This is a genomic window from Heliomicrobium sulfidophilum, assembly GCF_057715735.1.
In genome coordinates this window covers 271,073-290,490 of sequence record NZ_JBVTZZ010000004.1, presented here as the reverse complement: position 1 = coordinate 290,490, position 19,418 = coordinate 271,073, and the positions used below count along the sequence as shown (strand labels likewise).

Genomic DNA, 19,418 nt, shown 5'->3' with positions numbered 1-19,418 from the left:
ATGTACCAAAAAAGCGACCCCACCTAATCCGGTGAGATCGCTGCATACGTATGCCTTACCTCAGAGGGAATCTCTTACCTCTTCCCCATCTGACGAAGCCTTATTCATCGTGATCAACACTTTAAAGAGGTCTCCATCGACGGTCACTTTTAATACTCCGCCGCAAGCAGCAACATTACTTTGGGCAATGGCGAGCCCCAGCCCGCTGCCCTCAGTGGTTCTCGCCCGGTCCCCCCGGACGAAGCGCTCCAGAATTTCATCTGCATTGAAATTCATCTCGTAGTTGGCGATGTTTTTGCATTCCACATAGGCATGGGTTTCATCGGCCGATACGGTAAGATAGACCCTTGTGTTGACCAGTGCGTACTTCATCACATTCTGGATCAGATTCTCCAGCGCCCGGGAAAGCCGTTTTCCGTCGGCCAGGACAAGGGCCTGGCCCTCTTGGGCGCTCACTTTGAATTCCAGTTGTGACGCTTCCATCTGTTCTTCCAGTTCGGCCAGGGATTGGTTGACCAGCACCGCCAAGTCGATGCGTTCCATTTCCATGGTAATGTTGCCGCTTTGCACCCGGGAGATTTCGAACAAATCCTGGGTCATCTGTTTTAACCGTTCACTCTTTTTCTTGATGACAGCCACATATTCGTTGGCCGCCTCTGGAATCAGGTTTTCTTTGGATAGCAAGTCGGCATAGGTAATGATCGAAGTGAGCGGCGTCTTCAGATCGTGTGAAACGTTGGTCACCAGCTCGGACTTCATTCTTTCCGCTTTGATCTCTTTGGCCAAGGCGCGCTTCAGTCCATCGGCCAAGGTATTGACGTCTTTGGCCAACGAAGCAAACAGGCTGTTCTCGTGAATTCGGATCTCATGATCCAACTGTCCCTCTTTGATGATCTGCACCCCGTCCATGATCACTTGCAGCGGTCTGACTGCGGATATGGCGGAATACACGACGAAGGCCGTCAGCGCGCCAAGCACGAGGAGGGAGAGGAACGCCAGTAGCGAATCGGCTCTAACAATCAACGCGGACAAAAGGGCTACGGCTGCCACCAACACCACGATGGCTGCGGCGATTTTTATCAAGAGGGGACCGGAAGTGAGAACGGTCCGGATCATGTTCCAGATTTTTGAGCCCACCTGATAGGTCAAGCTCTCCTTGACGAAGCTCCGGTTTTTCAAGCGCCGCACCAACGATAACAGCAACCCTAAGCCCAGGCTGCAACTGATCATGCTCAACAGCGTGGCAGACAGGAAATCCGGCCGCAGGAAGTCAACAAAGAGCAGCGGATCAGCCAAAAGGTTGCTTTGTATCAGTTGGAACAGGAGAACCGCCCACGTGAACACGACGGCAAGGATACCGAAAAGCGCCATATCCGTGTACAGCCGGTCGATAAGTTGAACCTGTATGGCTTGTCCATCGTTCCCCCTTCCGGTTCCCCAGATCAGGTAAAGGAGACCGATGCTAATCAGCAAGACGGCGACCGCGATGACCCTGATGCCATAGCGCAGATGATCATATTGGCGGTCCCATTCTTGCTGCTTTTGGGCGAGGTGCTCATCGTTGACGGCCAGGTACATGGTGGTATTTGGCGTGTAGTCGGAAGCGGAACCGTAGAACCTTGCGTTGTTTTCCTTTGCCGGGTAGATTTTTGAGACACTTTTGTCCACCACGTAGTAGGCTTGGAATCCGGTAAAGTAGCTTCGATCCCTTTGGTCCGTATTGGTATAGGTAACGACACCGTTGGTCGCATAGTAGGCGATGCCCGCCTGATTGCTCACTCTCTGTAAAAGGGAGCGATACGCCCGGAACTCGCTGTCAATCATCTCTTGACGAAGGTCGGCGATTTCTCCGGCCATCTCCCGTTCAAATGTCGTTTTGATCAACGGAGATTTTTGCAGCTTGCTTTCTACCGTTGCAAGGCTTGGTTCCTCGTCATGGGACGGATCCCTAATCTCCATCTGCTGTTCGTCATACCAATTATCGAAGATTTGCCGCTTTCGAGCTTCGAATTCGATTTTATTGATGCTGTTGCCGGCTTTGATGTTTTCTTCATTTCCATACCTAAGCAAATCATTCAGATCGGCCAGAAAACGCTGCTGGTATCGCGATAATTCGTCTGAATTCACATAGTCCCGCTCGGATAACACGTCCAAGCTGTCCACGTTTTTCACCAGGTTGGCGAACATGGTGGCGGCGATGCCAAAACTGACCACCACCAGCAAAAAAGCCAACCATTTCACCATGGGCGAGCGGCTAATTTTTTTCAATCCGGTATCCAACACCCCACACCACCTTCAAATATTTCGGTTCCTTCGGATTGATCTCGATCTTCTCTCGAATCCGGCGGACATGGACGGCGATGGTGTTGTCATTGACAAAGCCCTCTTCGTTCCACACCCGGCGGTAAATCTCTTCGGCAGAGAAAACCCGGTTGGGATGCTTGCATAAAAGCTCTAAGATGCCGTATTCCAATGGCGTTAGCTTGACGAATTCGCCGTCCACCGTCACGCTTTTGCATTCCGGGTCGACTTGCAATCCGCCGTTGACGATTTTGGAGGCCGCGTGGCTCTGATCCAGATTCCCCAGGCTCGTGTAGCGCCGCAACTGCGACTTGACTCGGGCCAAGATTTCCAAGGGATTGAAGGGTTTGGTGACATAATCGTCCGCCCCTACCGTGAGGCCGTGGATTTTATCCATGTCCTCTGATTTGGCCGACACGATAATGATGGGAATGTTTTTCTCTTCCCGAATTTTCATGGTCGCTTGGATGCCGTCCAACTTCGGCATCATGATGTCCATGAGCATGAGATGAACCGGCTTCGTATTGATGATCTCCAGAGCTTGCACGCCGTCATAGGCCTTTAAAACAGCATAGCCCGCATGACGGAGGTAGATGGACAAGCTTTCCACGATATCTGGATCATCATCCACCACCAAAACGCTGTACGAGTCGATGACTGTCACCGCCTTAAAAATGTTTCCTCTTCACTTATCTGACCTTGGTTTCGCTGATTGACGTCGCTCTGTTGGCTGTCTCCCTGCTATGAATTATAAAAGGTAATTCTGAAGAAAGATCACATAGATTTCTTAAGGCTTTCTGACATTTCGGTTGTCGCACCAAAAAAAGCGACCTCACCTACAACGGTGAGATCGCTGCTTATGGTTTCCTGGAAATAAATCTTCCACTTAGCACAAATCAAATTGCTGGCATATATTGCTTGCAAATGCGTTGTGTAGGGGGACGATAACGGTGCCGTACCATATTACTCAACGAGTTCCATTGAACTGTCCTCCAGCATTTCTGGGTCGATATACCGTTCTTCCAGGAGACACCTTCTATATGATCGCTCAAATGTTCCGAGTGCGAATCGAGGCGTTAGCCGTCAACAACCCGCATATCCCCAATCCCAATTTATTATTTCCAGGTGATGTCCTTTGTGTTCCCGGCCTCATTGCTTACCCATGCTGTACGCTGTTGCAGCCCCGAGGGCGTGTGCCCTTCGGAACAGGTGGGGTCGCTTATGTGAATTTTGGTCCCAGAGGCGGTCAGGCGGTGAGCTTTACGGCCACCTTACCGCAGCCTACCGTATTCGGCAATTTTGACAGGTATTTCGGTGAAATACGCATACCCGATATCGGCGGTTTTGGAAACGAGTTGTTCGCCACTCCTGAGGACCCGCCGACTTGGTCTTCCCGAGTCGAACTTCCTACCGTTGCATCGGTTACACCAAACTCAAGAGTTTTCATACGTCCTTTTCATTCACAGACCGGTATTTCCGGTGGTGTTATCCTAGAGGGTTTCATTCCTGGAGGGAGTTGCCGATAGTGTGGCCGATGCTCCTCGTACCCCTCTATGCGTTGTAGACTTCAGTTCTTCAATGAGTGCGTCGATTATGATGTCGTCTCTTTGCATAGAAGATGAGTTTTTTGCCTGATACCCCACCCATTTAATAGGCTTCGTGGGACAAATCTTATCTCTAGTCATCTGATATTGCAAGAAAAGAGGATGGGTTTCTTCCCACGAAAAAAGGGTGTGAAAGATCGTCACACTCTTTGCTTACATATCGGCCAGCAGCTTTTTGAGGTTGTCGATCTCCGCCTCGATAGCCTCGTTGGAGCGGCTGTCCTCCACCTTGGCCTCAATCTTCGTGACTTCGGTAAGGCGGCCCTGGTTCTTCAGGACGAGTTCGATAGCCTTCAGCTTGTTTTTCTCACTGCCGCTGGCCCGAACGATATCCTTGAGGTTATTGTAAGCCTCCCCTGAATCCGTGAGTTGATTTAGAAGCTAGACTTCTAATCTAGCTTGATAACTTGTTTCTCCTAATACTTTTGCCAAGTTGGAAGCATTATCTTTGTATTCATTGCAGTTGAAGAGTGCGTAAACTAATCGGAGGTTCTCGTCTTTGAAAATATATTTATCTTTTATCATTTCAACCCACTGTTGTGTGGATATATTTAACGGATCGCAATAAATAATCATTGAGAACCCTCCTTTTTACTTTTGAGTTTTTTTCATTTAGATTATTATACCAGATTATGGTCATAACTACAAAAAATACTCTTTTATGTTCTCGTTTTTTAGCGACGTCGGGCCAACGGCCCGCTGTTCCCCCACCGCTATCCCGCAACACAAATTAAAAAAGCCCAGGATTCCATCCTGGACCTTAACGACCATGAACAAGTCTTTAGCCCTAGCAACACTTCACGTACCCAAATCCAAATCCAGTGCCGAGGATAGCAATAATAATGATCAAAATGGCCAAAGCAACAATCCGATTCCCAATAAAGTTTCCGGCAACAACGCACTCACTCATTATTAGTCCTCCCCTCATTTGGGTTTTCTCGTGAGAGATCCTTAGCAATCACGCACATATCCAGGTCCAACAATAGCAGGATAGAAAGCTCCAATTACGATGAGGGCGATAGCAAGGCCAACTACAGTGGGAAAACCAACGTAACCACCCGCGACAACACCCATGAAAAAAACCTCCTTTCCGTATACTACGGCACACCCTAGTTCCATTTTATGGATCGAGAAAGCTTATGTGAATTTTCAGTACAAAAAATACCCCCGTGAATTTTTTCACCGGCAACATAATAGTCGCTGGGGCTATCCTGTTATTTTTGAATTCAAACATAACACACACGCAAAAAAGCCCAGGACTTCCATCCTGGACCTACACGTCATCATCTTAAACTTAACCCCTAGGCGTCACGCCAGGCGTCACGCCCGACCGCAACCACCATCCACTAACCCGAAAAACCCAATAAAATCAATGGTCGGGGCGACAGGATTCGAACCTGCGGCCTCTTGGTCCCGAACCAAGCGCGCTATACAGCCAAGCAGGCCCACTACTGGACAAGGTTATACTAATCTCGTAAGACCACGTTTGTCAACAGCTATTTGATCCGTTAATTTGTGCCAACACTTGATCAATATCGTATACGTTGACGCAGTCAACACATTTCTGCTCCTCTCCTCCCCATGCTATAATAAGTCGAATCACCAAACAAAGGAGAAGATCTCATGCCTCTGCCGCAGCAATCTGGCTTCGCCATGCCCCCCGAATGGGCGCCCCATCAACGCACCTTCATCGCCTGGCCCATCGACGATACGACCTGGCCCGAAGAACTTGACGAGGTCCGCCAAGCCTACGCCCGGGTGGCTCAGGCCATTGCCCGCTTTGAACCTGTCACGATGATCGTCCTCCCAGAACTTGCCGAGGAGGCCGCCCAGATCTGCGGTCCCTCCGTCGATATCCTCCCCATGGAGTACGACGACTCCTGGATCCGCGACAACGGCCCCACCTTCCTCAAAAACGCCGCCGGCGAGGTGGCCGGCGTCAACTGGCAGTTCAACGCCTGGGGCAATAAGTACCCCTGGGAGAAGGACAACCTCGTGGCGCCCCAACTGCTCGACCACTTCGGCATCCGCCGCTTTGACGCCCCCTTTGTCATGGAGGGCGGCTCCATCCATGTCGACGGCGAAGGCACCCTCCTGACGACGGAAGAGTGCCTCCTCAATAAAAACCGCAACCCTCACATGACCCGCGAGGAACTGGACGCGCAGGTCCGCCAGTACCTGGGCGTTGAGAAGATCGTCTGGTTGAAAAACGGCCTCTGCGGCGACCATACCGATGGGCATGTGGACAATGTGGCCTGTTTCGCCCGGCCGGGCGTGGTGCTCCTCCAGGTCTGCTCCGACCCGGAAGACCCCAACTACGCCATCAGCCGCGACAACCTGGAGATCCTCCGGCAGGCTATCGACGCCAAGGGCCGCTCCCTGGAAATCATCCCCATCGAGCAGCCGCCCGTCCTCCACCACAAAGGCGTCCGCATGGCCGCCAGCTACATCAACTTCTACTTTGTCAACGGCGGCATCATCCTCCCCATCTTCGGCGGCGAATGCGCCGAGACGGACCGGCAGGCCGAGGCCGTCCTGGCTCGCGTTTTTCCCGACCGGACGATCGTGCCCGTCGAGAGCCGGATCATCCTCACCGGTGGCGGCAACATCCACTGCGCCACCCAGCAGATGCCCAAATAGCTTCGATTCGGAGGGATCCCATGCGCAAGGTCACTGTCGCCGCCACCCAGATGAGCTGTTCCTGGGATGTGGACGCCAACATCGCCAAGGCGGAAACGCTCGTCCGGGAAGCGGCCCGCCAGGGCGCCCAGGTCATCTTATTGCAAGAACTCTTTGAAGCGCCCTACTTCTGCCAGACCGAACTGCCCGAGCACTACGACCTGGCCACGGAGACGGAGAACAACCGGGCCGTGCGCCATTTTCAGCCCATCGCCAAGGAACTGGGCGTGGTCCTGCCGATTAGCTTTTTCGAAAAGAAAAACAACGCCCGCTACAACACCGTCGCCATGATTGACGCCGACGGCGAGATCCTCGGCGTCTACCGCAAGACCCACATCCCCGACGGCCCTGGCTATGAGGAGAAGTTTTACTTCAACCCCGGCGATACGGGCTTCCAAGTCTGGGAGACCCGCTACGGCAAGATCGGCGTGGGCATCTGCTGGGATCAGTGGTTTCCCGAAGCGGCCCGCTGCATGGCCCTGATGGGCGCTGAGATCCTCCTCTACCCGACGGCCATCGGCTCCGAGCCGGAAGAACCGGGCGTCGATTCAAAGGACCACTGGCAGATTTGCATGCAGGGCCATGCCGGCGCCAACCTGGTCCCGCTCGTCGCCTCCAACCGCATCGGCAAGGAGACCTCCAGCAAGTCGGAGATCGACTTCTACGGCTCTTCCTTCATCGCCAACCCCTTCGGCCAGAAGGTGGCCGAAGCGGACCGCGCTTCCGAAACGGTGCTGACGGCCACCTTCGACCTCGACGAGTGCGCCCGCATGCGCACCGCCTGGGGCGTCTTCCGCGACCGGCGGCCCGACATGTACACGGCGATTCTCACCTATGACGGCGTGACAGCCTACCGGGGATTAAAGTAAATTTCCCGCTCTCTCGAACAGGTCCACCCGGACCGCTCCGAGGGGGCTTTTTTCTTGCCCATCGCCGGGAAAACTCCTCTCGAGGAGGTGCCCCCTTGGACCAACTGATGGAGCGACCCAATGAGCCGCTGCAAGAGTTGCCAATAGCGCTGCCGAAAGAGCAGCCCAAAGAGCAACTGCAAGAGCATTCCCAGGAGCAATCAAAATGGCATTACGTCCCCCAGCGGGTCTTTTTTGAACAAGAGGCCCTCGCCTACCCGCTGGGCCAGCAGATTGTCGCCCTCTGCCACGAGTTGGGCCTTCCCACCCGGCAGATCCCTTCCCATAACCGTGTCACCGGCCTGCCGGGGGATACACCGAACCAGAAGTACGCCCAGGCGAAAAAGACCCTCGTCGTCGGTGTCAAACGGGACCTGCGCTTTCCCACCTGCCGCCCCTCGGCCGATTACCAGTTCCCCCTGATGACGAGCTGCCCCGGCCACTGCGAGTACTGCTACTTGCAGACGACCCTCGGCCAGCGGCCCTACCTGCGCGTCTACGTCAATGTGGAGGAGATGCTGGATCAGGCAGCCAAGTACATCGAAAAAAACGCGCCCGAGCCGACCACCTTCGAAGTGGCCAGTTCCGGCGATCCGCTGAGCGTCGAACACCTGACCGGCTCTTTGTTTAAGACGATTGAGTTTTTCGGGAGCCAGGAGTTGGGCCGCCTCCGCTTCGTCACCAAGTTTACCGGCGTGGAACCGCTCCTTAACGCCCGTCACAACGGCCATACGCGCTTTCGCTTTTCCTTAAACAGCGAGCACGTCGTCCGCGACTTTGAGCACCGGACGCCGCCTGTCGCCGAGCGCATCGCCGCCGCCGCCCAGGTGGCCCGCGCCGGCTATCCCCTCGGATTCATCATCGCCCCGATCATGGTCTACCCCGGCTGGGAGGAGGACTACCTCCGCCTCTTCGACCAATTGAAAAAGGAGCTGGCATCGATCCAGCCCCTTTCTCCTCCGGTGACCTTTGAGTTGATCCAGCACCGCTTCACGGCGCGGGCCAAAAAAGTGATCCTGGAGCGCTTTCCCGAATCTCGCCTCGACATGGACGAGGAGAAGCGCAAGTTCAAGTACGGCAAGTACGGCATGGGCAAGTATGTATACCCCGACGAGACGGCCAAATCGATGAAGGATCTGCTCCAGACGGCGCTGCTCGAACGGTTTCCCGATGCCGAGGTTGAGTACTTTACGTAGACTACGACCGGAAGTTGATAAACTGCAGCTCAATCTCCAGGTCCGCCTTCTTCAGCAACGCGATGACCGCTTGCAGGTCGTCGCGCTTGCTGCCGCTGACGCGGACCTGGTCGCCCTGGACAGACGCCTGGACCTTGATCTTGCTGTCCTTGATCAGTTTGGTGATCTCTTTGGCATGCTCCTTCGAGATCCCTTGGACCAGTTCGACCTTCTGACGGACTGTGTCACCGGCGGCCGACTCGATCTTGCCGTATTTGAGCGCGCGCAGGGAGATGCCGCGCTTGACCATCTTCGCTTCCAGGATGTCGGTCACGTTTTTCAGCTTAAACTCATCGTCCGAGACGAGGATGATGGCGCCTTGCTCCTGGCGGATCTCGCTCTTGCTGCCTTTGAAGTCGAAACGCTGTTCCATCTCCTTGACCGCCTGATGGACGGCGTTGGTCACTTCCTGTTCATCCACCTGAGATACGATGTCAAAGGATGCGTCCTTGGCCATAACCTTTTCCTCCTTTTTGTTTACCAAAAAACCCGGGCCTCAACCCGGGTTTTGCATCAAGGGAACAAACTCTTCTTTGATGACCTGTCCCACGTCCCCGAGGGTGCCGAGGCTTTTTCCATTCAAGATGACTTCCACGGCGCCGGCGTTGCCGAGCACCACATTGACCTTGTCTTTGCCGGTAAAGGTCATCGCGTCGCCGACGGCTGCCGTTCCCTCATAGGCCGGTTGGCCGTCCTGGCTGACCGACATCCAGCATCGGTCCTGCACGACCCGCAAGGTCACGGCCACGCCGCTCGGCGTAGGCGCTGGCGCCGGCGCCACAGCCGGCACGCCTGGGGCGGTTTCTCCGGCAGCCGCCTGTCCGTTCGCGCCCGGCTCAGTCGGGGATAGGGCGGCGGTTGCTCCCGGCGCTCCCGGTGCTGCCGGGGCCTCCGGCGCAACGGGCAAAGCCGACCCATCCGGCGACGTTGTCCCCGGCTGAGCAGTGGGGCCGGTCGGTTTGGCGCCATTGAGGGCGATGCCGCTGTCGGAACGCCCCTTGTCGGGATGGTCGTTGTCCGGCAGCCTCGCGGAGACAAAGACAAGTCCGGCGATGGCGGCCACCGCCAGACCGTAGCCAGCGTATTTGACAATGCCGCCCGTTCGCGGGGCTGAATACTCTTGTTCCTTCTCCTCTGTCACCGGAGAGGCTTCTTCTTCCTCGACTTTCCAATCATGCTTCATCGCTTCGATCAGCGGCGCTGGATCGAGGCCGAGGTATTTGGCATAACTGCGCATAAACCCGACACCGTAGACACGGCCAGGGAGCAGGTCATAATTGCCTTCTTCCAAAGCGGTCAGGTACGCCAGACGGATGTTCGTGTCCGCTTCCACCTGGCGCAACGTGAGTTGTTTCTCTTCCCTGGCTTGCCGGAGCACAAGCCCGAGGCTTTCCATCGACGCGACCTCCTTTCTGAAAGCGTGCTTCCATGTATAGCATGAGCAGATTCACCGTTTCTGTTACCGACGATGCATCGACGGCGAAGGGGTAGTGGCGGCTCGGCCCGTTGGGATACCCGTATAACGGATCATAATATTCCCGCAAAAGCACTTCCGCAACAGCGGCATAATCCTCCTGTTCGACCCATTGTGTCAATGTGTGGACGCGAGCCTTGCCGAGGCGCTGTTCCAGCCGCCTCATCGCCTCCAACAGCTTGCCTTTGTCCGCCTCCCTGGCGTAGACGTCGACAAGCCGCTGAATCCGGACAGCCATGGGGGCGTAAAGGAGAATCCGTTCCCCCTCCTGCATGCGCCGGAAAAAGTTCTGCGGCAGGACGACGCGGCCGATGCGGCGGCTTTCACATTCCATGAAAATGCCGGGCTTGTCCTGGCAGGCGCGAAGGGCCATCGCCAGGCGGCCCTCAAAAGTCTGCTGGGTCGGAATCGATTGATAGCCGATATGGCCGAAGACGCTGCCCCGGTTTTCGGCGATGGCCTCCAGGTCGATGACCCCGGCGCCCCGCTGGGCCAGGGCCGACAGGATCTCCGTCTTGCCCACGCCGGTGTTGCCGTGCAGCATCAGAAAAGGCCAAGCGCCGATGCGCTGCTCCAGGTACTCGTTGACGTAGCGACGAAAGGCCTTGTAGCCGCCCTCCAGCCGGTATGTCTCCATCCCCATCAGATTGAGGACGGTCGATGTGGTCTTGCTGCGCATCCCGCCGCGCCAGCAGAAGAGGACGGCGGGACCTTTGCCGGCGACCGCCTGGGCTTGGCGGTAGATGTGGGGGAGCTTGGGACCGGTGATCTCCAGACCGACCTCGCGGGCTTCCGCCGGTCCCTGTTGCTTGTAGATGGTGCCGACGCGCGCCCGTTCCTCATTCGACAAAAAAGGGACGTTGACCGCGCCGGGGATGGTCGCTTCTGTATATTCGCCTTCTGAACGCACATCTATCAGTGGACCGAATTCGCCAGACAGTGCTTTGTCAATGGTGATGGGTATTTCTGTGTTGCCTCTCATTCGAGCACACTGACTTCCCTTCAAGAAAAAAAGTCGAAAAATCTCCCGAAGGTTAATTTTACGACATTCTCATATTAGTATATCATTAAGAGTCTAATTCTGTCAAAAAGTTCAAAGCCAATTCATCGATAATCCATGCTGATTCCCGAGATTCCCGTTCACAAGTCTGCAATTATTGGATAGAGTGGGTGATTTCCCCTCGCATCAGCTTTTGCAGCACCGGTTCTACTTTTGCCCGGATCTCCTCCGGCAGTGGATAGGGCTCGCCCGTAGCCGGCTTCATGAAGATGTTCCACTGGATCGGCAGAGCTTTTTGCGCTTCTTTTCCGTTGAGGATGGCCTCAAGGCGGGGAAGCAGGTCGGCGCTGTTCACAACGCTCTGGACCGACCAAACCCCCGGCGGCGGCGCTTCGTGGGCCTGGAGAAGCACGATGGCATTGTTGTTGCGCCCGGCGCCTGGAGCAGGCGCTGTCACGTCAGCAGTCCGCAGGAAGATGCGCAGATCCGCCGTCGCTGCGGGGGACTCGTCGCCGGCGGTAACGTTGCCTACTCCGGCGGCAGCGTTCCCCGCTCCGGCGGCGGCGTTCCCCGCTCCGACGGCAGCGTTCCCCGCTCCGGTGGCGGCATTTCCCACCCCGGTTCCGGGCTGCTCCCCGGCCGCGCCGGCAGTCGTCATGAACAAAGCGACGCTTCTTCCTGTCTCGGCCATGCCGGCCCGGATCGCCCGCTCCAGGGCGGCGGTCTGTGTTTCGCCAGGCGGCGCGACAGCGGCGACGGTCCCTCCGGGGAGTATCGCGCCGGCAACAGCGCCAGCCAGGTAAGCGCCGGCCAGTCTCGTCTCTTGCGCGCGCTCTCCCGGCGGCCCCAGGAGAATGTATTTTGTTTTCGGAAATTTCTCTTGCGCCACCGGCAGCGATGCCGCAAAAGCCGGGTCGACGATGACGACGGCCCGCGCCTCATTTTCGCCAAAGTAGCGAAGGGCTTCTTCCGGGGTGAGAAAATCGGCCGATGAGATGACCCGCGTGCTGACGCCGTAGCCCTCCTTTAAGGACCGCAACGCCGCCGTCGCCGCGCCGTTGCCCGCTGCCGCCGGAGAATCAGCGGGCGCTAGGATCGCACCCATCAAGGGAGGCACAAAGCCGCCGCCGACGGTGATGTCCGCTTCTTTATCCGGGTCGCTGGTCGTTGTGCCACGACAACCGGCCAGCAGCAAGAGTGAAACCATAATCATCAGGAACAAGAGTATCCGTGCAAAACCCCATGACGACTGCACGGCTCCCCGTTGCAACTGCACGGCTCCCCGCTGCAACCGTATGGCCCCCTGCAACATCCCCATGGCTCCCCATCGCGACCCTTTGTTTCTCCCTGTAAACAACGGCGCCCTTCCCCTTCTCTCGCTCCCCGTATTAGCTCCCCGTATTTTTCGCCGGTCCGTATTTGGCTTCAAACTGGACCTTGCTGATTAAGATCTCCCTCGGTTTGCTGCCTTCATAGCCGCCGACGATGCCCCGCTGCTCCATGATGTCGATCAGCCGGGCCGCCCGGGCATAGCCGACCCGCAGGCGGCGCTGCAGCATCGAGATCGAGGCTTGTCCGCTGTCCAGGAGCACCCGGACGGCGTCGACGAAGAGCTCGTCGTCATCCTCTTCCGGCGCTTCCGCCTGTTCCTGGGCCTTGATGACCCCTTCCTGGTACTCCGGCAGACCCTGGGTTTTTAAGAATTCGACGACACTCTCCACTTCTTTGTCTGACACATAACAGCCCTGCACCCGCAAGGGCTTGTTCGAACCGACCGGTGAAAAGAGCATGTCCCCCCGGCCGAGCAGTTTTTCCGCGCCCGCCTGGTCGAGGATCGTCCGCGAGTCGATCTGGGACGAGACGGCAAAGGCGATCCGCGAAGGCACGTTGGCCTTGATGATGCCGGTGATGACGTCGACGGAGGGCCGCTGGGTGGCGATGACCAAGTGGATGCCCGCCGCCCGGGCCATCTGGGCCAACCGGCAGATGGCGTCTTCCACATCGACGGCGGCGACCATCATCAGGTCGGCGAGCTCGTCGATGAGCACCACCACATAGGGCAGCGCCGGCTGCGGCCCGTCGGGGCTTTCAATGGCCTTGAACTGGTTATAGCGGGTGATATCCTTCACCCCGGAAGCGGCGAAGAGTTCATAGCGGTTTTCCATCTCGTTGACGATCCACTTGAGGGCCGTCGCCGCCTTCTTGGCGTCGGTCACGACCGGGGCGATCATGTGGGGGATGCCGTTGTATTGGGTCAGTTCGACCATCTTCGGGTCGATCATGAGGAATTTGACTTCATTCGGTTTGGCCTTGAAGAGGATGCTCGTGATCAGGGTGTTCATGCAGACGCTCTTGCCAGCCCCGGTGGCCCCGGCGATGAGCAGGTGAGGCATGCGGCTCAACTCCGACACGACCGGCGCGCCGGCGATGTCCTTGCCCAGGGCGATGGTCAGCTTCGACGCCGACTGCTGGAACTCGTTCGCTTCAAGGACTTCGCGGAAGGTGACAGCGGTCACTTCCTTGTTCGGCACCTCGATGCCGACGGCCGCCTTGCCGGGAATGGGCGCCTCGATCCGGACGGCGCCGGCGGCCAGCGACAGGGCGATGTCATCGGCTAGGTTGGTGATCTTGGAGACCTTGACGCCCGGCGCCGGCTGGACCTCGTAACGGGTGATGGCCGGTCCGCGATTGACCTGGGTCACTTTGACGCGGACGCTGAAGTTGTTCAGCGTCTCTTCGAGGACGCGCACGTTCTCCGTGATGTCCTGATCCATACGCGGGCTTTTGACGCGCATGGATCGGTTTAACAGGCTGAGCGGCGGCAAGGCATATTCCTCGCCAGGAAAGCCGGTTTTTCCAAAGGCGGCTCCGCCATTCCCGGAAGCTCCGGCGGCTCCGCCATTCCCGGAAGCTCCGGCGGCTCCGCCTGCGGAACCGGCAACGCCGTTACTGCCCGCCGCCCCCGTACCAGTTGCGCCCGCGCCAGCCTCCGACTCCGCTGCAGGATCCGCAGCGGCTGCTTCGCCCGTAGTCCGGTTCCCCTCGACGTTTTCGTCAAAGCCAGAAATACCGCTCTCCGCCTGGCCGATACCTTCCACCAGGGTGTCGTCGATTTGCGGCTCTGCTAACAGTTCCGTGTCATCATAATGCTGGATGATCAAGGGCGCTGTATCCTCCAAGGGGGCCACAGGATCTTCCGCAACTGCTGGCGTCGCTCCCCTTTTCGCTCCCCTCGTTGCACCCCTTGCCGCCGTTGTCGTCTCCTGTGTCGGAATCGCTGTTTCAAGAGGTTTTTCGATCTGCTTCAGCCACTCGGGCGTATTGCTCTCATGCTCATAGATGACGAGTGGAATATCCTCTGAACCGTTGGCCGGTGCGGGCTCTTCCGTTTTTTTGCGGCGCGGCCGCTTTTCGGCCGTCTTTTTCGGCACCGGCTCCTCTTCCTCGACGACCGTAAAGAGGAACTTGCCGAGGACGCCCCGGATGCTGCCATACCATCCCGTCAGACCGGCCAGAAGCATCCCCACCAGTTGCACGAGAGACACCTCGAAGGCGAAGAGGACGGCGGCGAGGATCAGGGCGATGAGGACCACATATGTACCAATCGTGCCGAAAAGCGTCTTTAAGAGGATGGCGACAGAGGCGCCGAGGACGCCGCCGCCTTTTCCATCCATCCCCGCTTGCCAGTCCGAGCCTCCTACCGGCAGCATCAGGTGCAGGAAGGTAAGCACGATCAGGTAAGCGGCGGTAAAGCCGGCAAGTTTGCGTCCGACAGCAAACTGGGCCCGCCGGGTCATGATCTTGACGCCGATGTAGGCCAAAAAGAGCGGGAAGATGATCTTCCCCTGCCCGGCCGTGATGCTCAGGGCGTTGTAAAAAAACTGGCCCACGGCGCCGGCGCCTGCGGAGGGCAAGACGAGGGGGTTGGAACCGACGGTGAAGAGGCTGACGATGCCGAAAATGGCGACGGCCAGCACCCCCAGGCCGATCATCTCGTACTTTAAGTCTTCTTTCAGTTGATTGAACATATTTGCCATAAAGATCACCCTGCATGTCATTGAAATCGTGTTGTCATTGGCGCAAAAGGAAAGCCATCCCAGCGGGGTGGCTTTTTGTCGGGTCTTAATCGGGAAAGATGTCCCTTCCCGGCTGCAGTTCCGGATCCAGGTAATCCTTCGGATCGGAGGTCAACAGGCGCGTCAATTCGTAGCGCCCGTCTCCCCGGTTATAAGCCATCACAGTCCTGCCCTTGTAGGAGACCACCGACATGGTCGGTACATCGGGCGTCGTCCCTTGAAAAATCGTTTCCATCGGAACCGGCGTGTAGAGGATCATTGCAACAACCCCTTGTTGTTCCGTCGCTCCTCGATCAGCTCGTTCAGCTTTTTCACGGCTTCGCTGATGCCGCCGACGGCGTCGATGAGGCCGCACTCGACGGCTTCCTTGCCCACGACGACCGTCCCGATGTCCCGGGTCAGTTCACCCGTCTTGAACATCAGCTCCTTGAACTTTTCCGGCGTGACGCGAGAGTTGCGCGTCACAAAAGCGACGACGCGGTCCTGCATCTTCTCAAGGTATTCAAAGGTGGCCGGGACGCCGATGACGAGGCCCGTCAACCGGATGGGATGGATCGTCATCGTCGCCGTCGAGGCGATCATAGAGTAATCGGCCGATACAGCGATGGGCACGCCGATGGAATGGCCGCCGCCTAAGACGATGGAGACGGACGGTTTCGAGAGGCTGGCGATCATCTCGGCGATAGCCAGGCCAGCTTCCACGTCGCCGCCAACCGTGTTCAGGATCAGCAGCACGCCCTCGATGTCCTTGCTTTGCTCCAGGGCGACCAGTTGGGGCAGGATGTGCTCGTACTTGGTCGTCTTGTTCTGGGGCGGCAGGATCATGTGGCCTTCCACCTGGCCGACGATGGTCAGGCAGTGGATGTTGCTTTTCGCGCCCGGGACTTCCGTCTCGCCCAGTTCTTTCAGGGCATCAATGCGGCGTCCCCGCGACTCTTCAGGCTTCAGCGGCGCTACCCCCGGTTGCTCCGGCTTGGCCGTTTTCGGTTCTACATCCGGCGTCTCTTCAAACTGTTCTACCATGAGCCGACAATGTCCTCCTTTTGGCGTTGAATTCCCTCATTTCCCTATTTTGCACCAGAGAAGAGGGAACCATTCGCCGACCGGAGGGCGCCGAATGGAGAACGATGCCCCTGGAACGCCGTTATATGGCGCACCAGGGGGAGAACTCAAATCATACTTCCATGATAATCGGCAGGATCATGGGACGCCGGCGCGTCTTTTCATATAAAAACTTCGACAGCACGTCGCGGACGTTCGTCTTGATGGCCGCCCACTCGGTAACACGCCGTTCGCCCGACTTTTCCAAGGCTTGCCGCACCTTGACCTTGGCCTCTTCCATCAGTTCTTCCGCTTCGCGCACATAGACGAAGCCGCGTGAGACCATGTCCGGTCCGGCGACGACTTGTCCCGATTCCTTGCTAATGGTGATGACGACGATCAGGATGCCGTCCTGGGACAACTGGCGGCGGTCGCGAAGCACGATGTTGCCCACATCGCCCACGCCCAGGCCGTCGACGAGCACCCGGCCGGCGGCCACCCGTGTGGCCAGACTGCCCTTTTTCGGCGTCAGTTCAAGAACCTGGCCGTTTTCGAGCACAAAGATATTGTCCGGGGAAAGGCCCACATCGCGGGCCACCCGGGCATGGCGGATCAACATGCGGTACTCGCCCTGAATGGGGATGAAAAATTTGGGCCGGATCAGGTTGATCATCATCTTCAGTTCTTCCTGGCTGGCATGGCCCGAGATGTGTCCGCCTGACGCCTCATGGTAGACATCGGCGCCGAGCTTGCAGAGGCCGTCGATGGTCCGGTGAACCGATTTTTCACTGCCAGCCACGGGGCTGGCCGAGATGATTACCGTATCGCCGGGCTGATAATTGCTCAGCCGCGCATCGGTCCAGGGGCCGCGCATCAACCCTGACATGGGCTCTCCCAGGTGGCCCGTCGTTAACAGGACCAACTTGTCCTGGGGGATGTTGTTCCAGTTCCCTTCATCGCAAAGGGTACCCGGCGGGATCTCCAGGTAGCCGTTGGTCCGGGCCACCTGAACGACCTCCTGCATCGATTTGCCGACGACGACGACCTTGCGGCGATAGCGGGCGGCCACTTGAAAAGCCTGTTGGATCCGGTAGAGGGATGAGGCAAAGGTCGTGACGATGATCCGCCCCTTGGACAGGCGAAAGACCTCTTCCAGCTTGCCATAGGCGGCTTTTTCTGAAGGGGTGAAGCCCGTTTTTTCGGCGTTGGTGGAGTCGGAGAGCAGCGCCAACACGCCGGTCTCACCCAATTGGGACAGGCGGTAGTAGTCGGTGAACTCGGCGTCGACCGGCGTCTGGTCAAATTTGAAATCGCCCGTATGGAGGACCACGCCGGCCGGCGTGTGGATCGCCACGGCAACAGCGTCAGGGATGCTGTGGCAAACGCGGATGAACTCAACACGAATCGCGCCGACGCGGAAAATTTCCCTCGGCTTGACCGTATGAAAGATGGTCGATGTCTGGATGTTCTGCTCTTTAAGATAGGTTTCCGCCAAGGCCTGTGTGAGCCGTGTGCCGTACACAGGCACTCGCAGTTCCTTCAGGATATACGGCAGCGCGGCAATATGGTCCTCATGGCCGTGGGTCAAGATGATGCCGCGGATGGCATCGCGGTTCTCGATCAGATAGGTGATGTCCGGGATGACCACATCGATGCCGAGCATCTCGTCTTCGGGAAACATGATCCCACAGTCGATGATCAGCAGTTCTTGATTCACTTTGATGACGGTCATGTTTTTTCCAATTTCACCCAAACCACCTAAGGGGATGATGCTTACTTTGTCCCCCGCGCCCATAGCATTCCTCCTCTTTCTATCCACGACAATTCTCTTCTCTTGCGAAACAACGTTCAGCGACGCGTTCGAGCAACTCATGACACAACAAAAAGGCCCTCCCGACTGGAAGGGTTTCGTTCCGATTTCTGAACCGAGGCTTGCTTTTTTCCGGCCCCGCCGCCACCGCAAACCTCAAAAACCAAACCGCACAACCCATGCTTTATTATTATACAAGCATTGTGCCCAGGATACAAGTTTTCCCTGATGGGTCCCTTCCCCGCTTCTTGCCGATCATCAACGCAAAAAAATACGCCCTCCCCAAAGGGAGAGCGACACTTCTATCATTGTGATGAGTAGGCCGATTGATGATCAGGAACATCTCCGAACGACAAAAAACGTTACGCCACCGTCTCCTCGCAGGAGGCGTCCAGTCCATAGGATTCGATCAGTTGCCGCATCGCTTCGATCTCTTGGTCATTGGCCGGCACCAGCGGCAAGCGGACGCCGCCGACCTGCCGCCCGAGCAGGTTGAGGGCCGCCTTGACACAAATCGGGTTGGAGGTGATGAAGAGGCCCTTGAAGAGCCCATAGAGCTCCTGGTGGATGCGGGCCGCCTCCTGGATGTTGCCGTTGATGCAGGCGGCGATCATTTTCTGGATCTCCGTGCCCACCAGGTGACCGGCGACACTGACGATGCCGTGGCCGCCGACAGAGAGGATGGGCAGGGTCAGCGAGTCGTCGCCGGAGTAGACCTTGAAATCAGGCCGGGCCAGGCGGACCACCTCGGAGACCTGATCCATGCTGCCGGCAGCTTCCTTGATGGCGACGATGTTGTCAAAGGCCATCAGCCGCTTGACCGTGGCCGGAAGGATGTTCGAGCCGGTCCGCCCGGGGATGTTGTAGAGCATGATCGGCACGGAAACGGCCTTGGCGACAGCGGCAAAGTGCTGATAGTAGCCTTCCTGGGGCGGCTTGTTGTAGTAAGGGCCTACGAGCAGCAGGCCGTCAACGCCGGCTTCCTTGGCCTTGCGGCTCAGTTCAATCGTCGCCTCCGTGTCATAGGAACCGGTGCCGGCGATAACGGTGGCGCGATCGCCGACCGCGTCGACAACGGTGGAAAAGAGGCGGATTTTTTCATCCTTCGTCAAGGTGGGCGACTCGCCGGTCGTTCCGGCCACAACGATGCCGTCCGACCCCGTGTTAACCAGATAATTGGCCAACTCTGCCGCCTGGGCGTAGTCGACCTCCAAGCGGTCATTGAATGGTGTCACCATGGCCGTGATCAGTCTGCCAAATTCCATTCTATCGTTCTCTCCTTTTTCTCCG

The 19,418-nt window shown here is 57.3% G+C and carries 17 protein-coding genes and 1 pseudogene; 4 read left to right on the top strand and 14 right to left on the bottom strand.

The window, feature by feature from the left end; translation table 11 throughout:
* Nucleotides 1-60: 60 nt before the first annotated feature.
* On the bottom strand, nucleotides 61-2,280 hold the full coding sequence (locus AC0CW1_RS02905; RefSeq protein WP_488181590.1) for a sensor histidine kinase: 2,220 nt from the start codon (nucleotides 2,278-2,280) through the stop codon (nucleotides 61-63).
* Nucleotides 2,255-2,956 carry a response regulator transcription factor gene (locus AC0CW1_RS02900; RefSeq protein ID WP_488182106.1) on the bottom strand — a complete coding sequence of 234 codons (702 nt, stop codon included), beginning with the start codon at nucleotides 2,954-2,956 and terminating at the stop codon, nucleotides 2,255-2,257. The genes AC0CW1_RS02905 and AC0CW1_RS02900 overlap by 26 nt, the downstream gene beginning before the upstream one ends.
* A gap of 385 nt (nucleotides 2,957-3,341) precedes the next feature.
* Here AC0CW1_RS02900 and AC0CW1_RS02895 point away from each other — a divergent pair, with 385 nt between their 5' ends.
* Nucleotides 3,342-3,827 carry a LysM peptidoglycan-binding domain-containing protein gene (locus AC0CW1_RS02895; RefSeq protein WP_488181589.1) on the top strand — a complete coding sequence of 162 codons (486 nt, stop codon included), beginning with the start codon at nucleotides 3,342-3,344 and terminating at the stop codon, nucleotides 3,825-3,827.
* 231 nt (nucleotides 3,828-4,058) lie between these two features.
* On the opposite strand, the pseudogene AC0CW1_RS02890 reads toward AC0CW1_RS02895, so the two are convergent.
* From AC0CW1_RS02890 to AC0CW1_RS02880, 3 genes and pseudogenes are all read right to left on the bottom strand, one after another.
* Nucleotides 4,059-4,250, bottom strand: a pseudogene (locus AC0CW1_RS02890) (phBC6A51 family helix-turn-helix protein); the annotation flags it as partial.
* A 36-nt stretch (nucleotides 4,251-4,286) separates the two neighbouring features.
* The gene (locus AC0CW1_RS02885; protein WP_488181588.1) at nucleotides 4,287-4,481 is read right to left on the bottom strand and encodes a hypothetical protein; all 195 of its coding nucleotides are present in this window, start codon (nucleotides 4,479-4,481) and stop codon (nucleotides 4,287-4,289) included.
* A 375-nt stretch (nucleotides 4,482-4,856) separates the two neighbouring features.
* Nucleotides 4,857-4,979 (bottom strand): hypothetical protein, encoded by a 123-nt coding sequence (locus tag AC0CW1_RS02880; RefSeq protein ID WP_488181587.1) that lies wholly within the window; start codon nucleotides 4,977-4,979, stop codon nucleotides 4,857-4,859.
* Between the two features lie 549 nt (nucleotides 4,980-5,528).
* Here AC0CW1_RS02880 and aguA point away from each other — a divergent pair.
* The 3 genes from aguA (at nucleotide 5,529) to splB (ending at nucleotide 8,688) form a co-directional block, all read left to right on the top strand.
* Nucleotides 5,529-6,545, top strand: a complete 1,017-nt coding sequence (gene aguA / locus AC0CW1_RS02875; RefSeq protein WP_488181586.1) for an agmatine deiminase — start codon at nucleotides 5,529-5,531, stop codon at nucleotides 6,543-6,545.
* 20 nt (nucleotides 6,546-6,565) lie between these two features.
* Complete coding sequence (gene aguB, locus AC0CW1_RS02870; RefSeq protein WP_488181585.1) at nucleotides 6,566-7,453, top strand: N-carbamoylputrescine amidase; 888 nt, start codon at nucleotides 6,566-6,568, stop codon at nucleotides 7,451-7,453.
* Between the two features lie 95 nt (nucleotides 7,454-7,548).
* Nucleotides 7,549-8,688 (top strand): spore photoproduct lyase, encoded by a 1,140-nt coding sequence (gene splB / locus AC0CW1_RS02865; protein ID WP_488181584.1) that lies wholly within the window; start codon nucleotides 7,549-7,551, stop codon nucleotides 8,686-8,688.
* Between the two features lies 1 nt (nucleotide 8,689).
* Here the strand turns inward: splB and AC0CW1_RS02860 are convergent, their stop codons facing one another.
* The 9 genes from AC0CW1_RS02860 to dapA all read right to left on the bottom strand — a co-directional run bounded on the left by AC0CW1_RS02860 (nucleotide 8,690) and on the right by dapA (nucleotide 19,393).
* Nucleotides 8,690-9,184, bottom strand: a complete 495-nt coding sequence (locus AC0CW1_RS02860) for a YajQ family cyclic di-GMP-binding protein (RefSeq protein ID WP_488181583.1) — start codon at nucleotides 9,182-9,184, stop codon at nucleotides 8,690-8,692.
* Between the two features lie 39 nt (nucleotides 9,185-9,223).
* A complete protein-coding gene (locus tag AC0CW1_RS02855) occupies nucleotides 9,224-10,060 on the bottom strand; it encodes a helix-turn-helix domain-containing protein (protein ID WP_488182104.1) in 837 nt (278 codons plus the stop codon).
* On the bottom strand, nucleotides 9,999-11,183 hold the full coding sequence (mnmH, locus tag AC0CW1_RS02850; RefSeq protein WP_488181582.1) for a tRNA 2-selenouridine(34) synthase MnmH: 1,185 nt from the start codon (nucleotides 11,181-11,183) through the stop codon (nucleotides 9,999-10,001). The genes AC0CW1_RS02855 and mnmH overlap by 62 nt, the downstream gene beginning before the upstream one ends.
* A gap of 172 nt (nucleotides 11,184-11,355) precedes the next feature.
* Nucleotides 11,356-12,492 carry a type 1 periplasmic-binding domain-containing protein gene (locus tag AC0CW1_RS02845; RefSeq protein ID WP_488181581.1) on the bottom strand — a complete coding sequence of 379 codons (1,137 nt, stop codon included), beginning with the start codon at nucleotides 12,490-12,492 and terminating at the stop codon, nucleotides 11,356-11,358.
* A 97-nt stretch (nucleotides 12,493-12,589) separates the two neighbouring features.
* The gene (locus AC0CW1_RS02840) at nucleotides 12,590-15,238 is read right to left on the bottom strand and encodes an FtsK/SpoIIIE family DNA translocase (protein WP_488181580.1); all 2,649 of its coding nucleotides are present in this window, start codon (nucleotides 15,236-15,238) and stop codon (nucleotides 12,590-12,592) included.
* A gap of 85 nt (nucleotides 15,239-15,323) precedes the next feature.
* On the bottom strand, nucleotides 15,324-15,536 hold the full coding sequence (locus AC0CW1_RS02835; RefSeq protein ID WP_488181579.1) for a YlzJ-like family protein: 213 nt from the start codon (nucleotides 15,534-15,536) through the stop codon (nucleotides 15,324-15,326).
* Nucleotides 15,533-16,300, bottom strand: coding sequence for a ClpP family protease (locus AC0CW1_RS02830; RefSeq protein ID WP_488181578.1), 768 nt, complete (start codon nucleotides 16,298-16,300; stop codon nucleotides 15,533-15,535). The genes AC0CW1_RS02835 and AC0CW1_RS02830 overlap by 4 nt, the downstream gene beginning before the upstream one ends.
* 151 nt (nucleotides 16,301-16,451) lie before the next feature.
* Complete coding sequence (locus AC0CW1_RS02825; protein WP_488181577.1) at nucleotides 16,452-18,113, bottom strand: ribonuclease J; 1,662 nt, start codon at nucleotides 18,111-18,113, stop codon at nucleotides 16,452-16,454.
* Nucleotides 18,114-18,490: 377 nt separating this feature from the next.
* Nucleotides 18,491-19,393, bottom strand: a complete 903-nt coding sequence (dapA, locus tag AC0CW1_RS02820) for a 4-hydroxy-tetrahydrodipicolinate synthase (protein ID WP_488181576.1) — start codon at nucleotides 19,391-19,393, stop codon at nucleotides 18,491-18,493.
* Nucleotides 19,394-19,418 lie beyond the last annotated feature (25 nt).

Excerpts from the sequence above, each read along its gene's own strand:
- AC0CW1_RS02895 (WP_488181589.1), top strand. The coding sequence starts at position 3,342 with ATGATCGCTCAAATGTTCCGAGTGCGAATCGAGGCGTTAGCCGTCAAC.
- AC0CW1_RS02885 (WP_488181588.1), bottom strand. The coding sequence starts at position 4,481 with ATGATTATTTATTGCGATCCGTTAAATATATCCACACAACAGTGGGTT.
- AC0CW1_RS02880 (WP_488181587.1), bottom strand. The coding sequence starts at position 4,979 with ATGGGTGTTGTCGCGGGTGGTTACGTTGGTTTTCCCACTGTAGTTGGC.
- aguA (WP_488181586.1), top strand. The coding sequence starts at position 5,529 with ATGCCTCTGCCGCAGCAATCTGGCTTCGCCATGCCCCCCGAATGGGCG.
- aguB (WP_488181585.1), top strand. The coding sequence starts at position 6,566 with ATGCGCAAGGTCACTGTCGCCGCCACCCAGATGAGCTGTTCCTGGGAT.
- AC0CW1_RS02860 (WP_488181583.1), bottom strand. The coding sequence starts at position 9,184 with ATGGCCAAGGACGCATCCTTTGACATCGTATCTCAGGTGGATGAACAG.
- mnmH (WP_488181582.1), bottom strand. The coding sequence starts at position 11,183 with ATGAGAGGCAACACAGAAATACCCATCACCATTGACAAAGCACTGTCT.
- AC0CW1_RS02840 (WP_488181580.1), bottom strand. The coding sequence starts at position 15,238 with ATGGCAAATATGTTCAATCAACTGAAAGAAGACTTAAAGTACGAGATG.
- AC0CW1_RS02835 (WP_488181579.1), bottom strand. The coding sequence starts at position 15,536 with ATGATCCTCTACACGCCGGTTCCGATGGAAACGATTTTTCAAGGGACG.
- AC0CW1_RS02830 (WP_488181578.1), bottom strand. The coding sequence starts at position 16,300 with ATGGTAGAACAGTTTGAAGAGACGCCGGATGTAGAACCGAAAACGGCC.
- AC0CW1_RS02825 (WP_488181577.1), bottom strand. The coding sequence starts at position 18,113 with ATGGGCGCGGGGGACAAAGTAAGCATCATCCCCTTAGGTGGTTTGGGT.
- dapA (WP_488181576.1), bottom strand. The coding sequence starts at position 19,393 with ATGGAATTTGGCAGACTGATCACGGCCATGGTGACACCATTCAATGAC.